Source organism: Thiomonas bhubaneswarensis (assembly GCF_001418255.1).
GTDB lineage: Bacteria > Pseudomonadota > Gammaproteobacteria > Burkholderiales > Burkholderiaceae_C > Thiomonas > Thiomonas bhubaneswarensis.
Window position 1 is genome coordinate 1 of record NZ_LIPV01000010.1, and the last position, 15,239, is coordinate 15,239.

Below are 15,239 nucleotides of genomic sequence, written 5' to 3' on the forward strand. Positions count from 1 at the left end.
CTCCGAGCCGGTGGCCACCCCGGGGGAGTTTGCCTGCTCCTCGGCAAAACGCCGCGCATAGGCGCGGATCGTCTTGCGATCGATGCCGGTCACCCGGGCGATCTCTCGCTGGCTGGCACTGCCCTTGAGCAGCGTCCAGATAGTGGTTTGCAAATGCGGCTTCAAGACGTTCACTCCCGTGCCTCTCCCTCGTCGTTGAGGGAGGGGAAGGTAACGTCCTGCCAGACCTCTGGCTGCCGGCACGCGCCGACCCGTCAGCGCCTCATCGCGCCGCGGCCAGGGTGGGGGAATTTAGGTGGCCAAACGTGGGGGAGTTTGGGTGGCCATCGGGGGTCCGGTATGATGAACGTTGGTTGACAATGGTGTTGCCAGAGTTGCCGCCCCGCAAATCGCTCCATCTTCCGCGCCAGCAAAAGATGCGCGCTTCTTACGGTAAAAGTGACGGTAACGCCTTATGTTGATCACAGCGAATCCCTTTAACCACGCGGGTTTAGGCGACCTGTTGATGATTGAGTGGGAGTGAAGCGAAATGCGCATGCTGTTCGGACTGATAGGTTTGCTGTTGACCCTGCTGATCGTCGTCTGGCTGGTGCGCACACAGCTTTCGGCGCAGGTGGGCATTTCGGGTTCGTCCAGCGCCGCAGACGCCAGGGGTGACGAGGGCCAGCCCGCTTCGGCCGCGCTCAAGCAATTCAAACAGTCGCTCGACAAGGCGTTGAAGGCACACCCGGCCAGCGTGCCCGAATGAAAGCCCCGCCGCCCAAGACGATGGCGCCCGACGATGAAGCCGACCGCGCGTTCATGCGCCTGGCGCTCGATCAGGCGCAAAACGCCTGGCTTTTGGGCGAAGTGCCCGTGGGGGCGGTGATCGTCAAGGACGGCGTGGTCATCGCCACCGGATACAACCGGCCCATCGGCGACCATGACCCGACGGCGCATGCCGAGATCGTCGCCTTGCGTCAGGCTGCGACGCTGCTGGGCAATTACCGCCTGCCCGAGTGCACGCTCTACGTCACCTTGGAGCCTTGCGCGATGTGTGCGATGGCCCTGCTGCATGCGCGTTTCGCCCGCGTGGTCTTCGGGGCGCGTGACCCCAAGACGGGCGCAGCGGGCAGCGTGGTGGACCTGTTCGCCGATCCGCGTCTGAATCATCATTGCGACGTCACCGCCGAAGTCGAGCAGGCGGCTTGCAGCGCCTTGCTTCAAGACTTCTTTCGTGCCCTGCGTCTGGCGCAGAAACAGCCTGCTCATCCCGCGCATGATGCCCGTCTCTCGGGCATCGAGGTCACCGAGCTCGATATCGAGCCGCCGATCTCTTGATGCCGCGTCACTCATCCGCCCCGTTTCCACCTATGCCCGCTCCCGACCCCAGTGCCCACAGCGCGCCCCTTCGCGGCCCATTGCGCCTTCTATCTCCCGCTGGGGCCGTGCAGGAGCCGGAACGTCTGGAGATCGCTGCGGCGCATCTGCGAAGCCTGGGGTTTCGCGTGCACCTGGGCGCCCAGGCGCTAGCGCGCGCGCAGCGCTTTGCCGGCACCGACGCCCAGCGCCTTCGCGCCATTCACGCTGCGGCGCGAAGCCGGGCGGATGTGGTCATGATGACACGCGGCGGCTATGGATTGACGCGTCTGCTGCAGTCGATCGACTACGACTTGCTGGCGCAGGCCATCAAGGCGCGCAAACAGATGTGGGTCGGACACAGCGACTTCACCGCCCTGCAGCTCGCCCTGCTGGCCAAGACCGGCGCCGTCACGTTCAGCGGCCCGATGGCGTCCTACGACTTCGGTGAGAAAAGGCCGGACGACATCACCGTGGACAGTTTTCTGGACGCGGTGGACGGCACTCTGGAAGCCGTGGGCTTCGCCTGCGACGATGCGCCGCGTGGACTCGATGTCGAAGACGTGCTCTGGGGAGGCAACCTGGCGCTGGTCACTAGCCTGATCGGCACGCCCTACCTACCCAGTGCCAAGGGCGTGCTGTTTCTGGAGGATGTGAACGAACACCCGTACCGGATCGAGCGCATGTTCGGGCAATTGCTGCTGGCCGGAGTGGCCCAGAGGCAGAAGGCGGTTCTGCTCGGGCAGTTCACCGGGTACAAACTCAGCGCGCACGATGCGGGCTACGACCTGGACTCGGCCGTGCAGTGGCTGCGCGCTCAGCTCAAACCGCATGGGGTGCCGGTGTTGTCGGGGCTGCCGTTTGGCCATGTGCGCACCAAGCTGACCCTGCCTCATGGCGTTCGTACCAGGGTGGTGCGCGATGGCCAGGAGGTTTTTCTGTTCTTTCCGCACGCGCATCACTGACGTCGATCGACGTGCGGCCCGGCGATGCACTGGGTTGACGAGGGCCGGGTTCAGGCGGCAATTATCTGCGCTGCTGTTCGTACTCGCGGCGAAGTCGTTCCTGCTCGCTGGGCGGCAGACGCTTGAAGCGCTCCTGTTCCTGAAGTATGCGCTCGCGTTGCTGCGGGGGCATGCGCTCCCAGCGCTGATAGCCGCCCTGGCCGTCACGCTGATTGGCCGAAGCCAGCGGCGCCAGCCCTGTGGCGCCAGCAAGTGCGATGCATAGGCCAACCCATGTGCCACGCAGGGCGCAACTCGCACTGCCGCGGCTCTCAGGCCGGATTGCCATTTTGCAGTCCTTGTTGCAGCATCTGCGGGTGGTTGGAAAGCCACTGGTAGAACTCGATGTTCTGCACGGCGTCCGCGACCTGTGGGCTGAGATTGTTCGGGTAACCGCCGCTTGGGCTGAAATGCGGCACGCTGATGAACACCGCCAGCGCCAGAGAGGCCGTCGCCATGCCCGCGGCAAAGACCCGGGGCCAGCGCACGGCGCGCGCATGGCGACGAGGCATGCGCGCGGCCAGTTGGGGCAGCGGCGCCAGCAGTGCGCTCACACGCCGCCCGAACTGCAGGTCGTGCTGGCACTGCGGGCAATCTTTCAGATGCATTTCGATTTGCGCCGCCTGTTCAGCCGACGCCAGACCACTGCGGTAGTGGTCGATCTGAGCGGTAGTGAGGTGGTTGCGGGTGGTCATGATGGCACCTGATTCGGGCAATTCAAACTTTAGCGGGATGGTCGGATTCAAGCAATTCCCTCAAGCGGGTGAGCGCGCGCATATGGTGCGTTTTGACGCTGCCTTCGCTGACTTTCATCGCTGCGGCGGTGTCCACGATGGACAAACCCTCCATTTCCCGCAACAAAAACGCTTCGCGCTGCCGTGGGCTGAGGGTCGAGATCGCATCGGCGATGCGCCCTGCGAGTTGCCCGTTGGCGATCTGCTGCTCGGGCCCGAGGGCTTCGTCGGCAATCTGCTCCCAACCGGGGGCTTGGTCTTCTTCCTCGTCGCTGGAGAAGAAGAAGTCGAAAATCTTCTCCACCTTGCGCCGACGATGCATGTCGGTGATGCGATTGCGCAGAATGCTGTAGAACAGCGGTGCCCATTCATCGGCCGGGCGCGATTTGTAGTTGCTCACCAGTTTGAGCAGGCTGTCCTGCACCACGTCGGCGGCAAGCGCGGCATCGCGCAGTTCGATGAGCGCCATGCGGGTGGCCCTGACGCGAACTTCGGCGCAAAACCGGTTGAGCTCCGTGGAGTCGATGAGCGTGGCGTCGGTCACGAGCGCTCGAGGAAGGGCGTAAGCATGATCCATAGCATAGTGGCCAGTTCAGGCGGGTCGGTTCCGGTCAACACAGGGTTCTCATGCGGGTAACGCCGCAAGGGGCCGCTTGATGACAGTCTGTCGCTCTCTGGACTGAAAATTTCTGTTTTTTGTCGCGCCTCGTGTCGCGAAGGCGCTTCGTAGAATGGCGGCGCTCTTTCTCTTTCGTTTCCGCGCTCCTCGTGAACCCTCGCCTCGACCGGCTTCAGCCCTATCCCTTTGAAAAACTGCGTCTGCTGCACCAGGGGGTGACGCCTTCGCCGCAGTGGTCGGCGATCAGTCTGGGCATTGGCGAGCCCAAGCATCCGACCCCGCCCTTCATTCAGCAGGCGCTGGCAGCGCATCTGGACGGGCTGGCGGTGTATCCCAGCACGGTCGGAAGCCTGGATTTGCGAACGGCATGTGCGCAGTGGGCGCAGCGCCGCTACCGCGTGAACCTGGACCCGCAGAGCCAGGTCTTGCCGGTCAACGGCTCGCGCGAAGCGTTGTTCGCTCTGGCGCAGACGGTAGTGGATGCCTCGCGAGAAGGCGCCACGGTGGTGTGTCCGAATCCGTTCTATCAAATCTACGAAGGCGCGGCGCTGCTGGCCGGCGCGCAGCCGTATTTCGCTGCGGTGGACGCGCAGCGCAATTTCGCGGTGGACTGGGCGGCGGTGCCCGAGTCCGTGTGGCAGCGCACCCAGCTTTTGTACGTCTGCTCGCCGGGGAATCCGACGGGCGCCGTCATGCCGCTGGATGAATGGAAGCTGCTGTTCGAACTTTCCGACCGCCACGGCTTTGTCATTGCGAGCGACGAGTGCTATTCGGAAATCTGGTTCGGGTCGCAGCCGCCGCTGGGTGGCCTGGAAGCTGCGAGACAGTTGGGGCGCACAGACTTTCGCAACCTCGTTTACTTCACTTCGCTGTCCAAGCGATCGAATGTGCCGGGCCTGCGGTCGGGCTTTGTCGCTGGAGACGCGGCGCTCATCCATGCCTTCACCCGCTACCGCACCTACCACGGCAGCGCCATGGGGCCTGCGGTACAGGCGGCCAGTGTGGCGGCCTGGAGCGACGAGGCGCACGTCGAACACAATCGCGCGCTGTACCGCGAAAAATTCGCCGCGGTGCTGCCTCTGCTCCAGCCCGTCATGGACGTGCGCCTGCCCGATGCCGGGTTCTACCTTTGGGCGGCCACGCCGGGCGATGATGCACAGTTCTCCCGAGGGCTGCTCGAAAAATACAATGTCACCGTTTTGCCCGGCAGCTACCTGGCGCGCGAGCAGGGCGGCGCCAACCCCGGGCGCGGGCGCATCCGCATGGCTCTGGTTGCTCCGGTGGACGAATGCGTCGAAGCTGCCCGCCGTATCGCTGCCTATTGTTCTGAACTCAACCCCTCACCAAGACCCTCACCATGACGCAACAACTGCAGACCCTCATCGACCAAGCCTGGGAAAACCGCACCGCTTACAGCCCGGCCAACGCGCCGGCCGAGTTGCGCGAGGCCGTGGGCCATGTGATCGACCAGCTCAATGTCGGCAAGCTGCGCGTGGCCGAGCGCGTCGGCGGCGAGTGGGTGACGCATCAATGGCTGAAAAAGGCGGTGCTGCTGAGCTTTCGCCTGCATGACAACGTGGCCATGCAGGCGGGTGATCTGCACTTTTTCGACAAGGTGCAGACCAAGTTTCACAACCTCGACGAAGCCCAGATGCGCGCCACCGGCGTGCGCGTGGTGCCGCCGGCAGTGGCCAGGCACGGGTCTTACATCGCGCCCAATGTGGTGCTGATGCCCTCTTATGTGAACATCGGCGCCTATGTGGACGAAGGCACGATGGTCGATACCTGGGCCACGGTGGGTTCTTGCGCCCAGATCGGCAAGAACGTGCATCTCTCGGGCGGCGTGGGCATTGGCGGGGTGCTGGAGCCGATCCAGGCCAACCCGACCATCATCGGCGACAACTGCTTCATCGGCGCGCGCTCCGAAGTGGTGGAGGGCGTGATCGTCGAGGACAACTGCGTCATTTCGATGGGCGTCTACATCGGCAAATCGACCAAGATCTACGACCGCGCCACCGGGGAGGTGAGCTATGGCCGCATTCCCGAAGGATCGGTGGTGGTCAGCGGCAACCTGCCCAGCAGCGACGGCAAGTACAGCCTGTATTGCGCGGTGATCGTGAAAAAGGTGGACGCGCAGACGCGCGCCAAGACCAGCATCAACGAACTGCTGCGGGCCTGACGGTCTGGGCACCCGGCGCATCACATCGAAATCACCGTCACCAACACCAAGGGGGATGTATGTCGGCAATGGAGCGTTTGTTCAAGCTGATGGCGGAGAAGAAGGCTTCCGACATCTACATCAGTCCGCACGCCCCCATCCTCATCCGCATCAACGGGCATGCGGTGGCCGTGAACCGGCAGGTCTTGACGCCGGAGGAACCGTTCCGTCTGCTGGCCGAAGCCGTGGGGCATGAGCGGGCGGCGGAAGTTACGCGAACCGGCGAGCTCAACATCGGCCTGCCGCGGCCGGGCCTGGGTAGCTTCCGGATTAGCGCCTTCCGCCAGCGCGGCAGCGTGGCGATGGTGGTGCGCTACATCCCAGGTGAAATTCCGGCGCTGGAATCGCTGAATCTGCCGGGCGTTCTGGCCGATCTGGTGATGGAAAAGCACGGCTTGCTGCTCATGGTGGGCTCTACCGGCGCGGGCAAGAGCACCACGTTGGCGGCGATGATCGACTATCGCAATGCCAACAAGACGGGCCACATCCTCACGCTGGAAGAGCCCATCGAATACCTGTTTTCCAACCGCAAGTCGATCGTCAATCAGCGCGAGGTCGGCATCGATACCGAGTCGCTCGCGGTCGGGCTGAAAAACGCGCTGCGCCAGGCGCCCGATTGCATCATGATCGGCGAGATCCGCGATCAGGCGACCATGAGTGCGGCGCTGCAATACGCCCTGTCGGGCCATCTCTGTCTGGCCACGCTGCACGCCAACAACAGCTATCAGGCGCTCAACCGTATCGTCGGCTTCTATCCCATGGATCAACGGGCCGCGCTGTTCAACGACATGGCCTCGGGCCTGCGCGGCATCGTCTCGCAGCGGCTGCTGCGAGCGAGCGCCGGTGGGCTGACGCCCGCGGTGGAAATCATGCTCAACACCCAGCTCGTGCGCGAGTTGATCGAAAAGGGCGACTTCTCCGGCGTGAAAGAGGCGATGGAAAAATCCATGGCCGAAGGCTCGCAGACCTTTGAGCAGGCGCTTGCCGCCATGGTGATCGACGGCGTGGTCAGCCGTGAGGAGGCACTAGCCTACGCCGATTCCCCGACCAACCTGCTATGGCGCCTGGAGAACGACGCCACTCTGCGCAAACAGACGGCGCCCGTCGAGGCGATCGAAGACGATACGCCCTCATTCACCGAAATCACCCTCGACCTCGACTCGCCGCGTTGAGCGCCGCGCTGAGGCACACCCCATTTCCGCATGTCACCCACGCAAACCCTGGTCCATGACCTGATCTCCCGCCACTCCATCACGCCGCAAGATGAGGGCTGCCAGCAAGTGCTGCGCGGTCGGTTGCAGGCGCTGGGTTTTGCCTGCGAAGCCGTGGAGAGCGGGCCGCCGGACTTTCGCGTCACCAATCTGTGGGCCTTGCGCCCCGGCAGGCAGGCCGACGCGCCGGTGCTGGTGTTTGCTGGCCATACCGACGTCGTGCCCACCGGGCCGCTGGATCAATGGCAGAGCCCGCCGTTCACCCCCACGGTGCGAGACGGCAAGCTTTTTGGCCGCGGTGCGGCCGACATGAAGACTTCGCTGGCGGCCATGGTGGTGGCCGTCGAGGAGTTTCTGGCGGAGCACCCGCAGCCGAACCACGCGATTGCCTTTCTGCTCACCAGTGACGAGGAAGGCCCTGCGCGCGATGGCACGGTCAAGGTGTGCGAGATGCTGGCGGCGCGAGGCCAACGGCTGGACTGGTGCATCGTCGGCGAGCCCACTTCCACCGCGAAGCTGGGCGATGTCATCAAGAACGGCCGACGCGGTTCACTCTCGGGCCGACTCACGGTGCGTGGTGTGCAAGGGCATATCGCCTATCCGCATCTGGCCCGCAACCCGATTCATCTGGCGGCACCGGCGCTGGCGGAGCTGGCTGCCACCGTCTGGGACGAGGGCAATGCCCACTTTCCGCCAACCTCCTGGCAGATGTCCAACATCCATGCAGGCACCGGGGCGACCAATGTCATTCCGGGCGAGCTGGTGGTTGACTTCAACTTTCGCTTTTCCACCGAATCGACCCCGGAGCAACTCAAGCAGCGGGTCCACGCTGCGCTCGATCGTCACGCTCTCGATTACAGCCTCGACTGGACTCTGGGCGGCGAGCCCTTCCTCACCCCGCCCGGTGCGCTGTCTGCCGCGCTTCAAGATGCCATCCGCGCCGAAACCGGCCTGGTAGCCGAGCTGTCCACCACTGGCGGCACGTCCGATGGCCGCTTCATCGCCAAGATCTGCCCCCAAGTCGTCGAATTCGGCCCGGTGAATGCCAGCATCCACAAGATCGACGAATGGGTCGAGGTGGCCGCCATCGATCCGCTCAAGAACATCTACCGCCGCACCCTCGAGGCCTTGGTGGCATGACGCTGCCAGCGCAACCGACGCCGCCGATTTCGTCTGCGCACACCCTCGGGGAAGCCTGGGCGCTGACGGCACAGGCTCTTGAGGCCGCCGATCTCGACTACGGACATGGCTGTGCCAGCGCCGCAGACGAAGCCGCTTGGCTGGTGCTGCATGTGGCGGGCCTACCGGCCACCGAGGCGCCATGGTTTGCCGACCACGCCGAGCAGCCCCTCAGCCCCGAGCATGCGCGCCGTGCGGAGGAGCTGACGGCATCGCGCGTGAACACCCGCCAGCCCATGGCCTATGTGCTCGGCGAGGCATGGCTGGTCGGCCAGCGTTTCGTCGTGGACCCGCGCGTGATCGTGCCGCGCTCCTTCATTGCCGAATTGCTCGACGAGGGCGCGCTCGATCCCTGGCTCACCGAGCCGCCCCGCCGCGTGCTCGACATGTGCTGCGGCTCGGGCTGCCTGGCCATTCTTGCCGCGTTGACCTGGGAACAGGCCGAGGTGGACGCAGCCGATCTCTCCCCCGACGCCCTGGCCGTGGCCGCGATCAACCGCGACAACTATGCGCTGCAGTCGCGTCTGCACCTTCTCGCCTCCGATCTCTGGGCTGCGTTTGCGCCGTCGCAGATTTACGACCTGGTGCTGTGCAACCCACCTTATGTACCCACCGCGAGCATGCAGAACTTGCCCGCGGAATATCGTCACGAACCGTCGATGGCGTTGGCTGGCGGCGCGGACGGCATGGATCTGGTGCGGCGTTTTTTGCGCGACGCACCTACGCATCTCTCAGAGCAGGGCGTGGTGGTGCTGGAAGTCGGCAACGAGCGTGCGGCCTTCGAGTCTGCGTTCCCGACGCTCCCCGCAATCTGGCTGGAAACTGAACTGCATCTTGAGGGCGTTTGCGTGCTGCTGGCCGCCGACCTGCGTGCCGCCTTCGCCAGGCCGGAGCGCGCATGATCCGGCTTACCGACATCGTGCTGCGGCGCGGCGTGCAGGTCGTGCTCGACCACGCCAGCCTCACCCTGCATCCGGGCGACAAGGTCGGCCTGGTCGGGGTGAACGGCGCGGGCAAATCGTCCTTGTTCGGCTTGCTGCTCGGTCTTCTGCACGAGGATGCGGGCAGTCTGGAAAAGCCGTCCGATTGGCGGCTGGCCACGGTGGCGCAGGACGTGCCCGACAGCGAGGCGTCGGCCACCGATTTCGTCATGCAGGGTGACGTCGCGCTGCAGGCGGCGCAGCGTGCGCTGGAAGCGGCGATGAGCAGCGCCGACCAGGATGAGGCCGCAGGCCATGCTCTGGCCGAGGCGCAGCATGCCTACGAGCTGGCCGACGGCTACACCGCTCGCGCCCGGGCCGAAGCCTTGCTGCTGGGGCTGGGTTTCAGCGTGGACGAGCTACGCAAGCCGGTGATGCAGTTTTCCGGTGGCTGGCGCATGCGGCTGGCGCTGGCGCAGGCGCTGTTCGCCCCGAGCGACTGCCTGCTGCTCGACGAACCCACCAACCACCTCGACCTCGATGCCCTAGTCTGGCTGGAACAATGGCTGGCGCGCTACCCCGGCCTGCTGCTGGTCATCTCTCACGACCGCGAATTTCTCGACGCCGTCTGCCGCATCACCGTGCACCTCGAAGGCGGCAAGCTCACCCGCTATGGCGGCAATTACACCCTGTTCGAGGAACAGCGGGCCGAAAAACTCATGCAGCAGCAGGCCGCATATGCCCGCCAGCAACAAGACATCGCGCGGCTGACGCGTTTTGTCGAGCGCTTCCGCGCCAAGGCGACCAAGGCGCGTCAGGCCCAGAGCCGTATGAAGGCGCTCGAACGCATGGAGCGGCTCGCGCCCGTCTATCTCAGCGGCGCGCTGCGCATCGAGATGCTCGAACCGACGAGCCTGCCACAGCAACTGCTCACGCTGCAGGAGGTGAGCTGCGGCTACGGTGACGCGCCCATCCTCACCGGCGTGAGCCGCAGCATCGTCGGCGGACAGCGCATCGGCATTCTGGGGGCGAACGGGCAGGGCAAGTCCACCCTGGTCAAGACCCTGGCGGCCGTGCTGCCGCCGCTTTCGGGCCAGCGCATCGAAGGCAAGGGCTTGGTGATTGGCTACTTCGCGCAGCAGGAAGTGGATGTGCTGCGGCTGGACGAATCGCCGCTGCAGCACATGCAGCGCCTGGCGCGCGACGTGGCGCCGCAGACCACCGAGCAGGAATGGCGCAACTGGCTGGGCCGCTACCAGTTCGACGGCGACATGATGCTGCGCGCCTGCGGCAGTTTTTCCGGCGGGGAAAAGGCGCGCCTGGCGCTGGCGCTGGTGATCTGGCGCAGGCCCAATCTGCTGCTGCTGGACGAACCCACCAACCACCTCGATCTGCCCACCCGCGAATCGCTGGCGATAGCCTTGCAGGACTATGCCGGCACGGTGCTGCTGGTTTCGCACGACCGCGCGCTGCTGCGCGCCACTTGCGACGCCTTCTGGCTGGTGGCCGACGGCCGGGTGCAGGACTTCGAGGGCAGCCTCGACGACTATCAGCAGTGGGCGCTGTCGCGCACCGCGCAGCGGCAGAGCGCAGCCCAGCCCAGGCCCGCAACCGACGGCGCTGCGCAGGCCCAGCCCGACCGCAAGGAGGCCCGGCGCCAGCAGGCCGCGCAGCGTCAGCAGCGCGCGCAGCAGCTCAAGCCGATCAAGGCCGAGTTCGCCAAGGTCGAAGCCGAGCTGCGACAGGCCGAGTCCGAGCGAAGCACGCTGGAGGCCGCGCTTGCCCATCCGGACACCCCCGCAGCCGAGCGCGCCGAGCAGGGCAGGCGTCACCACACGCTTGAAACGCGTATCGCCGAACTGGAGGAACGCTGGCTCGAGCTCGGCGAGCAGCTTGAATCGCTGCAGGGGACATGAGACGGGTTTGCTCTCATCTGCGGCCAAGCCTCCATCGTCCCGTAGACCATCGCGCATGAAATTTGATCCATGCTGATATGCAGACCTGTGTATCCGATTAAATTGCTTGGGTTTTCCCTAAGTCGCACCCGCGACGCATTCTCGGAGTTCCCATGAAGCAAACCCTGTTGCAAGAAAAGTATCCCGTCTACGTTGCCGAGGTTCCGAAGTCTGAAACCCGTTACACCACCGTGACCGAAGTGGTCGACTACTTCAAACAGAAGATCGCGGAGAACCCCAAGGTCAAGTTCATCGGCGTGTTCGACCACTACGAGCACACCACCGCCATCGGCGGCACCATCGCGCCCGAGATCAAGGCCGCCGCCGAGGTGATTTTCTGCTTCGGTATCGCCTTGCCCAATCCGATGGTGCTGGCCGTGCGTCCCCGCTCCATCGGCATTGCCGACATGGGCGACAAGTTCGTCGTCACCTTCCTCGAAGCCCCCATGGCACCGGCCAACGAAGCCATGGAAGCCTGGACCAAGGGCCTGCGCAACGCCAACTAAGACGCTTTGCCCTCAGTCACGACACCGCGTGCGAAGTCGCGGTGTCGTCACAGAGTCCTGCCTCAGGACGGCCGGCGGGCCACCCACCACAGCAGAAAGGCGAAGCAGGTTGCCGCAATTGCCAGCCCCGTGGTGTTGCCCATCCAGAAACCCGCCGCGCCCTGCAGGGAGGGTGGGGCAATCCCCAGGGTGTTGAAGCCCAGCACATATCCCCCGCCCAACCCCACGCCCCACAGCGACAGCGCGTAAAGCACGCTGGGCAAAAGGGCGATGTGATAAGAGCGAAGAATGAAGGCGCTGGTGGACTGCACCGCGTCGAACACCTGATAAAGGGCGATGAACAGGAACAGGTGATGGGCGACAGCCTGCACCTGAGCATCGGACGTGTACCAGCCGATGATGCGGTCGCGCCCGAGCCAGACCGTCACCCCCAGGCCGATGGAGATCAACGCGGCGGCGCCCACGCCGCTCCAAGCGGTATGCCGTGCCGCACGGGTGTGACCGCCGCCGAGGTGCTGCGCCACCACCGAGCCGGTGGCGATGGAAATGGACAGCGGCAGCATGTAGAGCACCGTGGCGAAATTCGCGGTGATCTGATGGGCCGCAAGCACCGTGTCACCCAGCCTCGCGATGAACAGCGCCATGAAGGTGAAGGCGGACACTTCGACCAGCAGACTCAATCCGATCGGCCCGCCGAGCCGCAAGAGATGAGCCTGTGCCGACCAGTCCGGCCAGTCCCAGCGCGAGAGCGCGGCATAGGGCCGCAGCGCGGCGCTGTGCCGATGTTGCAGCACGGCGATGGCCAGCAGCGCATATTGCGTCAACACGGTGGCCAGGGCGCAGCCTTCGGCGCCCATCGGCGTCAAGCCGTGCAGCCCGAAGCGGTCGGGCAGCAGAAACACCGCGTTGAGCAGGAGCTTGAGGCCCAGGCCGCCGATCTGCAGCGCCGCCGTGAGAAGGGGTCGCGAAATCGCCTGGCTGAGTGCCGCATGCACGCGAAACGCCAGCGCGGCAGGCAACCCGAGCGCGAGCAGGGCGAGGTAGCGATCGACCGTGGCGTCCCTGGCCTGTGCCGTCAACGCCAGCAGCGGCTGGGGCCAGAGCAGTACGGCCACGCCCAGGGCGCACAGCCCTGCTGCGAGCCAGAGACCCTGGCGGAAACTGGCGCCCACCGCATCGGGTCGGCTCGCGCCAAAGCCGCGTCCCAAGGTGGGCAGCAGCGACTGGGTGACCCCCGAAAGCGCCACAAATAAGGTGATGTAGATTGCCTGACCGACCGACAGGGTGGCGAGGCTGGACGTCGAGGCGTAGTGGCCCAGCATTACCGTGTCGGCCACACCGAAGCCGATCACCGCGAGCTGCCCCACGAGCACGCTCGCGGCCAGACGCAACAGACTGCGAAGAGATTGCACGAGGAGCGGGTTCCGTCGATCTCAGGGCGCAAGCCGCTGATACAGGTAGAAGGTCGCGCCTCGGTCTCCCGGTCGGCCCCCTTGCCAGATCAGCCGCCACTCAGAGTCCGCTAGCGGCGCTCGCGTTCCCAGCGCGTAGGGGCAGACCGCGTTCTTCGAACGTGAGAAATCAAGCCCGCTCCAATAGCCGATCAAAGCCTGGCTCGTGAGGTCGAGGCCCACGGGCCTAAGACAAGGCTTGGCCGGTTGCATCGATAGCGCGCTGGCGCTGCTGACGGCGTGCGCCAGTTCGCGGCCGACGAGGCGGTAGGTGCTCGCGTAGTTCAGCACCGGCATCCAGAGGCTGCCGACGAGCACCCAGGCCAGGGTGACGCCACTTGCCGATAGCACCATGCCTTTCCACAGCGGGTGCCGATGCCGCCCGGTTCGCCACAGCACCACGGCGCCCCAGGCCACGGTGGCCGCCAGCGAAATGATCAGGGCAAGGGGGTCGAGGCTGAACTGAAAACCCGGCGCCAGCCGCGCGATATTCGCCGCAGGCTTGGGCGGCCAGCCGACGAACATGGCCAGCCACATCACCCACACGACCAAGGCCAGCAAGCTGTAGAACAGCACCGCGAACCAGTCGATGGCCGCCAGGCCCGCACGCCGCATGACCGGCAGGGCGAACCCGGAGAGGATCGCCAGGGGAGGCAGGGCCAGCAGAAAGACCTTGTCGTTGTTGCCCAGCGCCAATGCGCTCAACAAAGCCAGCAAGGCCACAGCCCAGGCCGTTCGCAGGTGCCAGGCCAGCAGCGATTCGCGCCAGCGCCACAAGGCCCAGGCCGCCAGAGGCCAGGCAGGCCAGGTGAACCAGAGTCCGATGCGAAAGAAATTGCCCAGCGTTGTCAGACCCGGCCATGTGCCGTGCAGCGACCATCCAAGTCGGGATTCCGCCCACAGCCCGGCGATGATGCCTGTGCCCAGGGCGATTGCAACGCTCCCGTTTTGAAGAGTGAGCAGACGCTTGCCCAGCACCGCGACGAGCACGAGCGCCAGCAATAGGGCGAACCATCCGGCTGCCGTCAGCGCGAGGCCCAGCAGCCCCGCCGCGATCCAGCCTGCGGCCTTCCAGCGCCTGCGGGGCACCAGGGAGACGCCCAGCAACACCGCACTGAGGGCGGCGAGCTGAACGACCTGGGTCGATGCCTCATGGCCCCGCCCCAGCAGGCCGAGTGTGGCCAGCAAGGTGAGCAGCACGCCATCGGCGATAGCGCGGGCATAGTCGTTAGGCGCGATGGCAGGCCCGAATGCAGGTCGCACAGGCTGTGCGTCATCAACGCGGGCGAAGTGAAACGCGGCGTACCACGTCAGACTCATGCTTGCCGCCAGCGCGAGCATGAACGGCACCCGCGAGGCGAGGATGGGGCCCAGCCAGCCACCGAGGAGCTGGATCGATCCGGCGCCCAGCCAGTGGGCGAGCCAGCCTCCGCTGATGGCGTGACCGTACAGGACCGGATGCCACCAGGACGTTGCGCTCTGGGCCATCTGCCACATCACCGCGAAGCTCAGCCCATCGGTGCGCCAGGGATCGCGCCCCAGAAATCCGGGCAGGATGTAGGCCGCGCAAAGCAGCAGCAGCAACGGACGAGGCAGTTTCCCCACGGCGCCCGGCTGCAGCGCAGGACGCGCTGCAGGTCGGCGGGTCTGTCCGTGAGAAAACGGCGAGCTCATGGTGTTGCAGGTCAGGGAAGAGCGAAAACAACAACGGGCAGCCTGGCTGCCCGTTGTTCGAGGTGCATCGGGGTTGCGAGCAACCCCTTGGCGAGACAGGCGCTCAGGCCTTGCCGGTTGCCTTGGCGAATTTCTGGCGGAACTTCTCGACGCGGCCGCCCAGTGTATCCACGCTCTTTTGCTGGCCGGTGTAGAAGGGGTGCGACTCGGCGCTGGTTTCCACCTTGTACAGCGGCACTTCGCGGCCGTCGTCGAGCTTGATGGTCTCGCGGGTCTGCGCGGTGGATGAAATGATGATCTTCGAGCCGGTGGACAGGTCGAGGAAACAGACTTCGCGGTATTCGGGGTGGATTCCTGATTTCATGGGGGTTCCTTGATGAAACGCTAGCCGCCAAACAGGCCGTTGAGTCGAGCCGTCGGTACTTGGCAA

Annotated in this window: 16 protein-coding genes and 1 pseudogene; 10 read left to right on the top strand and 7 right to left on the bottom strand. The window is 65.2% G+C overall.

All coding sequences use genetic code 11. The features are described from left to right. A pseudogene (locus ASC45_RS12690) lies at positions 1 to 174 on the bottom strand (IS21 family transposase); the annotation flags it as partial. Between the two features lie 355 nt (positions 175 to 529). Here ASC45_RS12690 and ASC45_RS12695 point away from each other — a divergent pair. Genes ASC45_RS12695 through ASC45_RS12705 form a run of 3 tightly spaced genes read left to right on the top strand, consistent with a single transcriptional unit; the run spans position 530 to position 2,303 of the window. Beyond that, the gene (locus ASC45_RS12695; protein ID WP_055451411.1) at positions 530 to 748 is read left to right on the top strand and encodes a hypothetical protein; all 219 of its coding nucleotides are present in this window, start codon (positions 530 to 532) and stop codon (positions 746 to 748) included. Beyond that, on the top strand, positions 745 to 1,320 hold the full coding sequence (tadA, locus tag ASC45_RS12700; protein ID WP_245610062.1) for a tRNA adenosine(34) deaminase TadA: 576 nt from the start codon (positions 745 to 747) through the stop codon (positions 1,318 to 1,320). The genes ASC45_RS12695 and tadA overlap by 4 nt, the downstream gene beginning before the upstream one ends. Positions 1,321 to 1,352: 32 nt before the next feature. Continuing rightward, positions 1,353 to 2,303 carry an LD-carboxypeptidase gene (locus tag ASC45_RS12705; protein ID WP_055451412.1) on the top strand — a complete coding sequence of 317 codons (951 nt, stop codon included), beginning with the start codon at positions 1,353 to 1,355 and terminating at the stop codon, positions 2,301 to 2,303. A gap of 61 nt (positions 2,304 to 2,364) precedes the next feature. On the opposite strand, the gene ASC45_RS15565 is transcribed toward ASC45_RS12705, so the two are convergent. From ASC45_RS15565 to ASC45_RS12720, 3 genes are read right to left on the bottom strand one after another with little or no spacing between them, the layout of a single operon-like run. After that, positions 2,365 to 2,631: a DUF3106 domain-containing protein gene (locus tag ASC45_RS15565; RefSeq protein WP_072243065.1), complete on the bottom strand. Its 267-nt coding sequence runs from the start codon at positions 2,629 to 2,631 to the stop codon at positions 2,365 to 2,367. Further along, positions 2,615 to 3,037, bottom strand: a complete 423-nt coding sequence (locus ASC45_RS12715) for an anti-sigma factor family protein (RefSeq protein ID WP_055451544.1) — start codon at positions 3,035 to 3,037, stop codon at positions 2,615 to 2,617. The genes ASC45_RS15565 and ASC45_RS12715 overlap by 17 nt, the downstream gene beginning before the upstream one ends. A 22-nt stretch (positions 3,038 to 3,059) precedes the next feature. After that, positions 3,060 to 3,653, bottom strand: coding sequence for an RNA polymerase sigma factor (locus tag ASC45_RS12720; protein ID WP_055451414.1), 594 nt, complete (start codon positions 3,651 to 3,653; stop codon positions 3,060 to 3,062). Positions 3,654 to 3,844: 191 nt separating this feature from the next. On the opposite strand from ASC45_RS12720, the gene dapC reads away from it, so the two are divergent. From dapC to ASC45_RS12755, 7 genes are all read left to right on the top strand, one after another. Further along, entirely contained in the window at positions 3,845 to 5,056 is a 1,212-nt protein-coding gene (gene dapC / locus ASC45_RS12725; protein WP_055451415.1) for a succinyldiaminopimelate transaminase, read from the top strand. Next, positions 5,053 to 5,874 carry a 2,3,4,5-tetrahydropyridine-2,6-dicarboxylate N-succinyltransferase gene (gene dapD / locus ASC45_RS12730; RefSeq protein ID WP_055451416.1) on the top strand — a complete coding sequence of 274 codons (822 nt, stop codon included), beginning with the start codon at positions 5,053 to 5,055 and terminating at the stop codon, positions 5,872 to 5,874. Before dapC ends, dapD begins: the two co-directional genes overlap by 4 nt. A gap of 59 nt (positions 5,875 to 5,933) precedes the next feature. Next, on the top strand, positions 5,934 to 7,085 hold the full coding sequence (locus ASC45_RS12735; protein ID WP_055451417.1) for a PilT/PilU family type 4a pilus ATPase: 1,152 nt from the start codon (positions 5,934 to 5,936) through the stop codon (positions 7,083 to 7,085). 30 nt (positions 7,086 to 7,115) lie between these two features. Then, positions 7,116 to 8,264 carry a succinyl-diaminopimelate desuccinylase gene (gene dapE, locus ASC45_RS12740; protein ID WP_055451418.1) on the top strand — a complete coding sequence of 383 codons (1,149 nt, stop codon included), beginning with the start codon at positions 7,116 to 7,118 and terminating at the stop codon, positions 8,262 to 8,264. After that, positions 8,261 to 9,205 carry a 50S ribosomal protein L3 N(5)-glutamine methyltransferase gene (prmB, locus tag ASC45_RS12745; RefSeq protein WP_082454408.1) on the top strand — a complete coding sequence of 315 codons (945 nt, stop codon included), beginning with the start codon at positions 8,261 to 8,263 and terminating at the stop codon, positions 9,203 to 9,205. Before dapE ends, prmB begins: the two co-directional genes overlap by 4 nt. Continuing rightward, positions 9,202 to 11,139 (top strand): ABC-F family ATP-binding cassette domain-containing protein, encoded by a 1,938-nt coding sequence (locus ASC45_RS12750; RefSeq protein WP_055451419.1) that lies wholly within the window; start codon positions 9,202 to 9,204, stop codon positions 11,137 to 11,139. The genes prmB and ASC45_RS12750 overlap by 4 nt, the downstream gene beginning before the upstream one ends. Before the next feature lie 152 nt (positions 11,140 to 11,291). After that, entirely contained in the window at positions 11,292 to 11,684 is a 393-nt protein-coding gene (locus ASC45_RS12755) for a DUF6858 family protein (RefSeq protein WP_055451420.1), read from the top strand. A gap of 62 nt (positions 11,685 to 11,746) precedes the next feature. Here ASC45_RS12755 and ASC45_RS12760 read toward each other — a convergent pair whose 3' ends face one another. The 3 genes from ASC45_RS12760 to ASC45_RS12770 all read right to left on the bottom strand — a co-directional run bounded on the left by ASC45_RS12760 (position 11,747) and on the right by ASC45_RS12770 (position 15,173). After that, positions 11,747 to 13,096, bottom strand: a complete 1,350-nt coding sequence (locus ASC45_RS12760; protein WP_055451421.1) for an MATE family efflux transporter — start codon at positions 13,094 to 13,096, stop codon at positions 11,747 to 11,749. 21 nt (positions 13,097 to 13,117) lie between these two features. After that, entirely contained in the window at positions 13,118 to 14,809 is a 1,692-nt protein-coding gene (locus tag ASC45_RS12765) for a hypothetical protein (protein ID WP_055451422.1), read from the bottom strand. Positions 14,810 to 14,912: 103 nt separating this feature from the next. Continuing rightward, positions 14,913 to 15,173 carry a type B 50S ribosomal protein L31 gene (locus ASC45_RS12770; RefSeq protein ID WP_055451423.1) on the bottom strand — a complete coding sequence of 87 codons (261 nt, stop codon included), beginning with the start codon at positions 15,171 to 15,173 and terminating at the stop codon, positions 14,913 to 14,915. Between the last annotated feature and the right edge of the window lie 66 nt (positions 15,174 to 15,239).

What these genes read in the sequence shown, in the direction of transcription:
- ASC45_RS12695 (WP_055451411.1), top strand. Translation starts at nt 530, where the DNA reads ATGCGCATGCTGTTCGGACTGATAGGTTTGCTGTTGACCCTGCTGATC.
- tadA (WP_245610062.1), top strand. Translation starts at nt 745, where the DNA reads ATGAAAGCCCCGCCGCCCAAGACGATGGCGCCCGACGATGAAGCCGAC.
- ASC45_RS12705 (WP_055451412.1), top strand. Translation starts at nt 1,353, where the DNA reads ATGCCCGCTCCCGACCCCAGTGCCCACAGCGCGCCCCTTCGCGGCCCA.
- ASC45_RS15565 (WP_072243065.1), bottom strand. Translation starts at nt 2,631, where the DNA reads ATGGCAATCCGGCCTGAGAGCCGCGGCAGTGCGAGTTGCGCCCTGCGT.
- ASC45_RS12715 (WP_055451544.1), bottom strand. Translation starts at nt 3,037, where the DNA reads ATGACCACCCGCAACCACCTCACTACCGCTCAGATCGACCACTACCGC.
- ASC45_RS12720 (WP_055451414.1), bottom strand. Translation starts at nt 3,653, where the DNA reads ATGGATCATGCTTACGCCCTTCCTCGAGCGCTCGTGACCGACGCCACG.
- dapD (WP_055451416.1), top strand. Translation starts at nt 5,053, where the DNA reads ATGACGCAACAACTGCAGACCCTCATCGACCAAGCCTGGGAAAACCGC.
- ASC45_RS12735 (WP_055451417.1), top strand. Translation starts at nt 5,934, where the DNA reads ATGTCGGCAATGGAGCGTTTGTTCAAGCTGATGGCGGAGAAGAAGGCT.
- dapE (WP_055451418.1), top strand. Translation starts at nt 7,116, where the DNA reads ATGTCACCCACGCAAACCCTGGTCCATGACCTGATCTCCCGCCACTCC.
- prmB (WP_082454408.1), top strand. Translation starts at nt 8,261, where the DNA reads ATGACGCTGCCAGCGCAACCGACGCCGCCGATTTCGTCTGCGCACACC.
- ASC45_RS12750 (WP_055451419.1), top strand. Translation starts at nt 9,202, where the DNA reads ATGATCCGGCTTACCGACATCGTGCTGCGGCGCGGCGTGCAGGTCGTG.
- ASC45_RS12755 (WP_055451420.1), top strand. Translation starts at nt 11,292, where the DNA reads ATGAAGCAAACCCTGTTGCAAGAAAAGTATCCCGTCTACGTTGCCGAG.
- ASC45_RS12765 (WP_055451422.1), bottom strand. Translation starts at nt 14,809, where the DNA reads ATGAGCTCGCCGTTTTCTCACGGACAGACCCGCCGACCTGCAGCGCGT.
- ASC45_RS12770 (WP_055451423.1), bottom strand. Translation starts at nt 15,173, where the DNA reads ATGAAATCAGGAATCCACCCCGAATACCGCGAAGTCTGTTTCCTCGAC.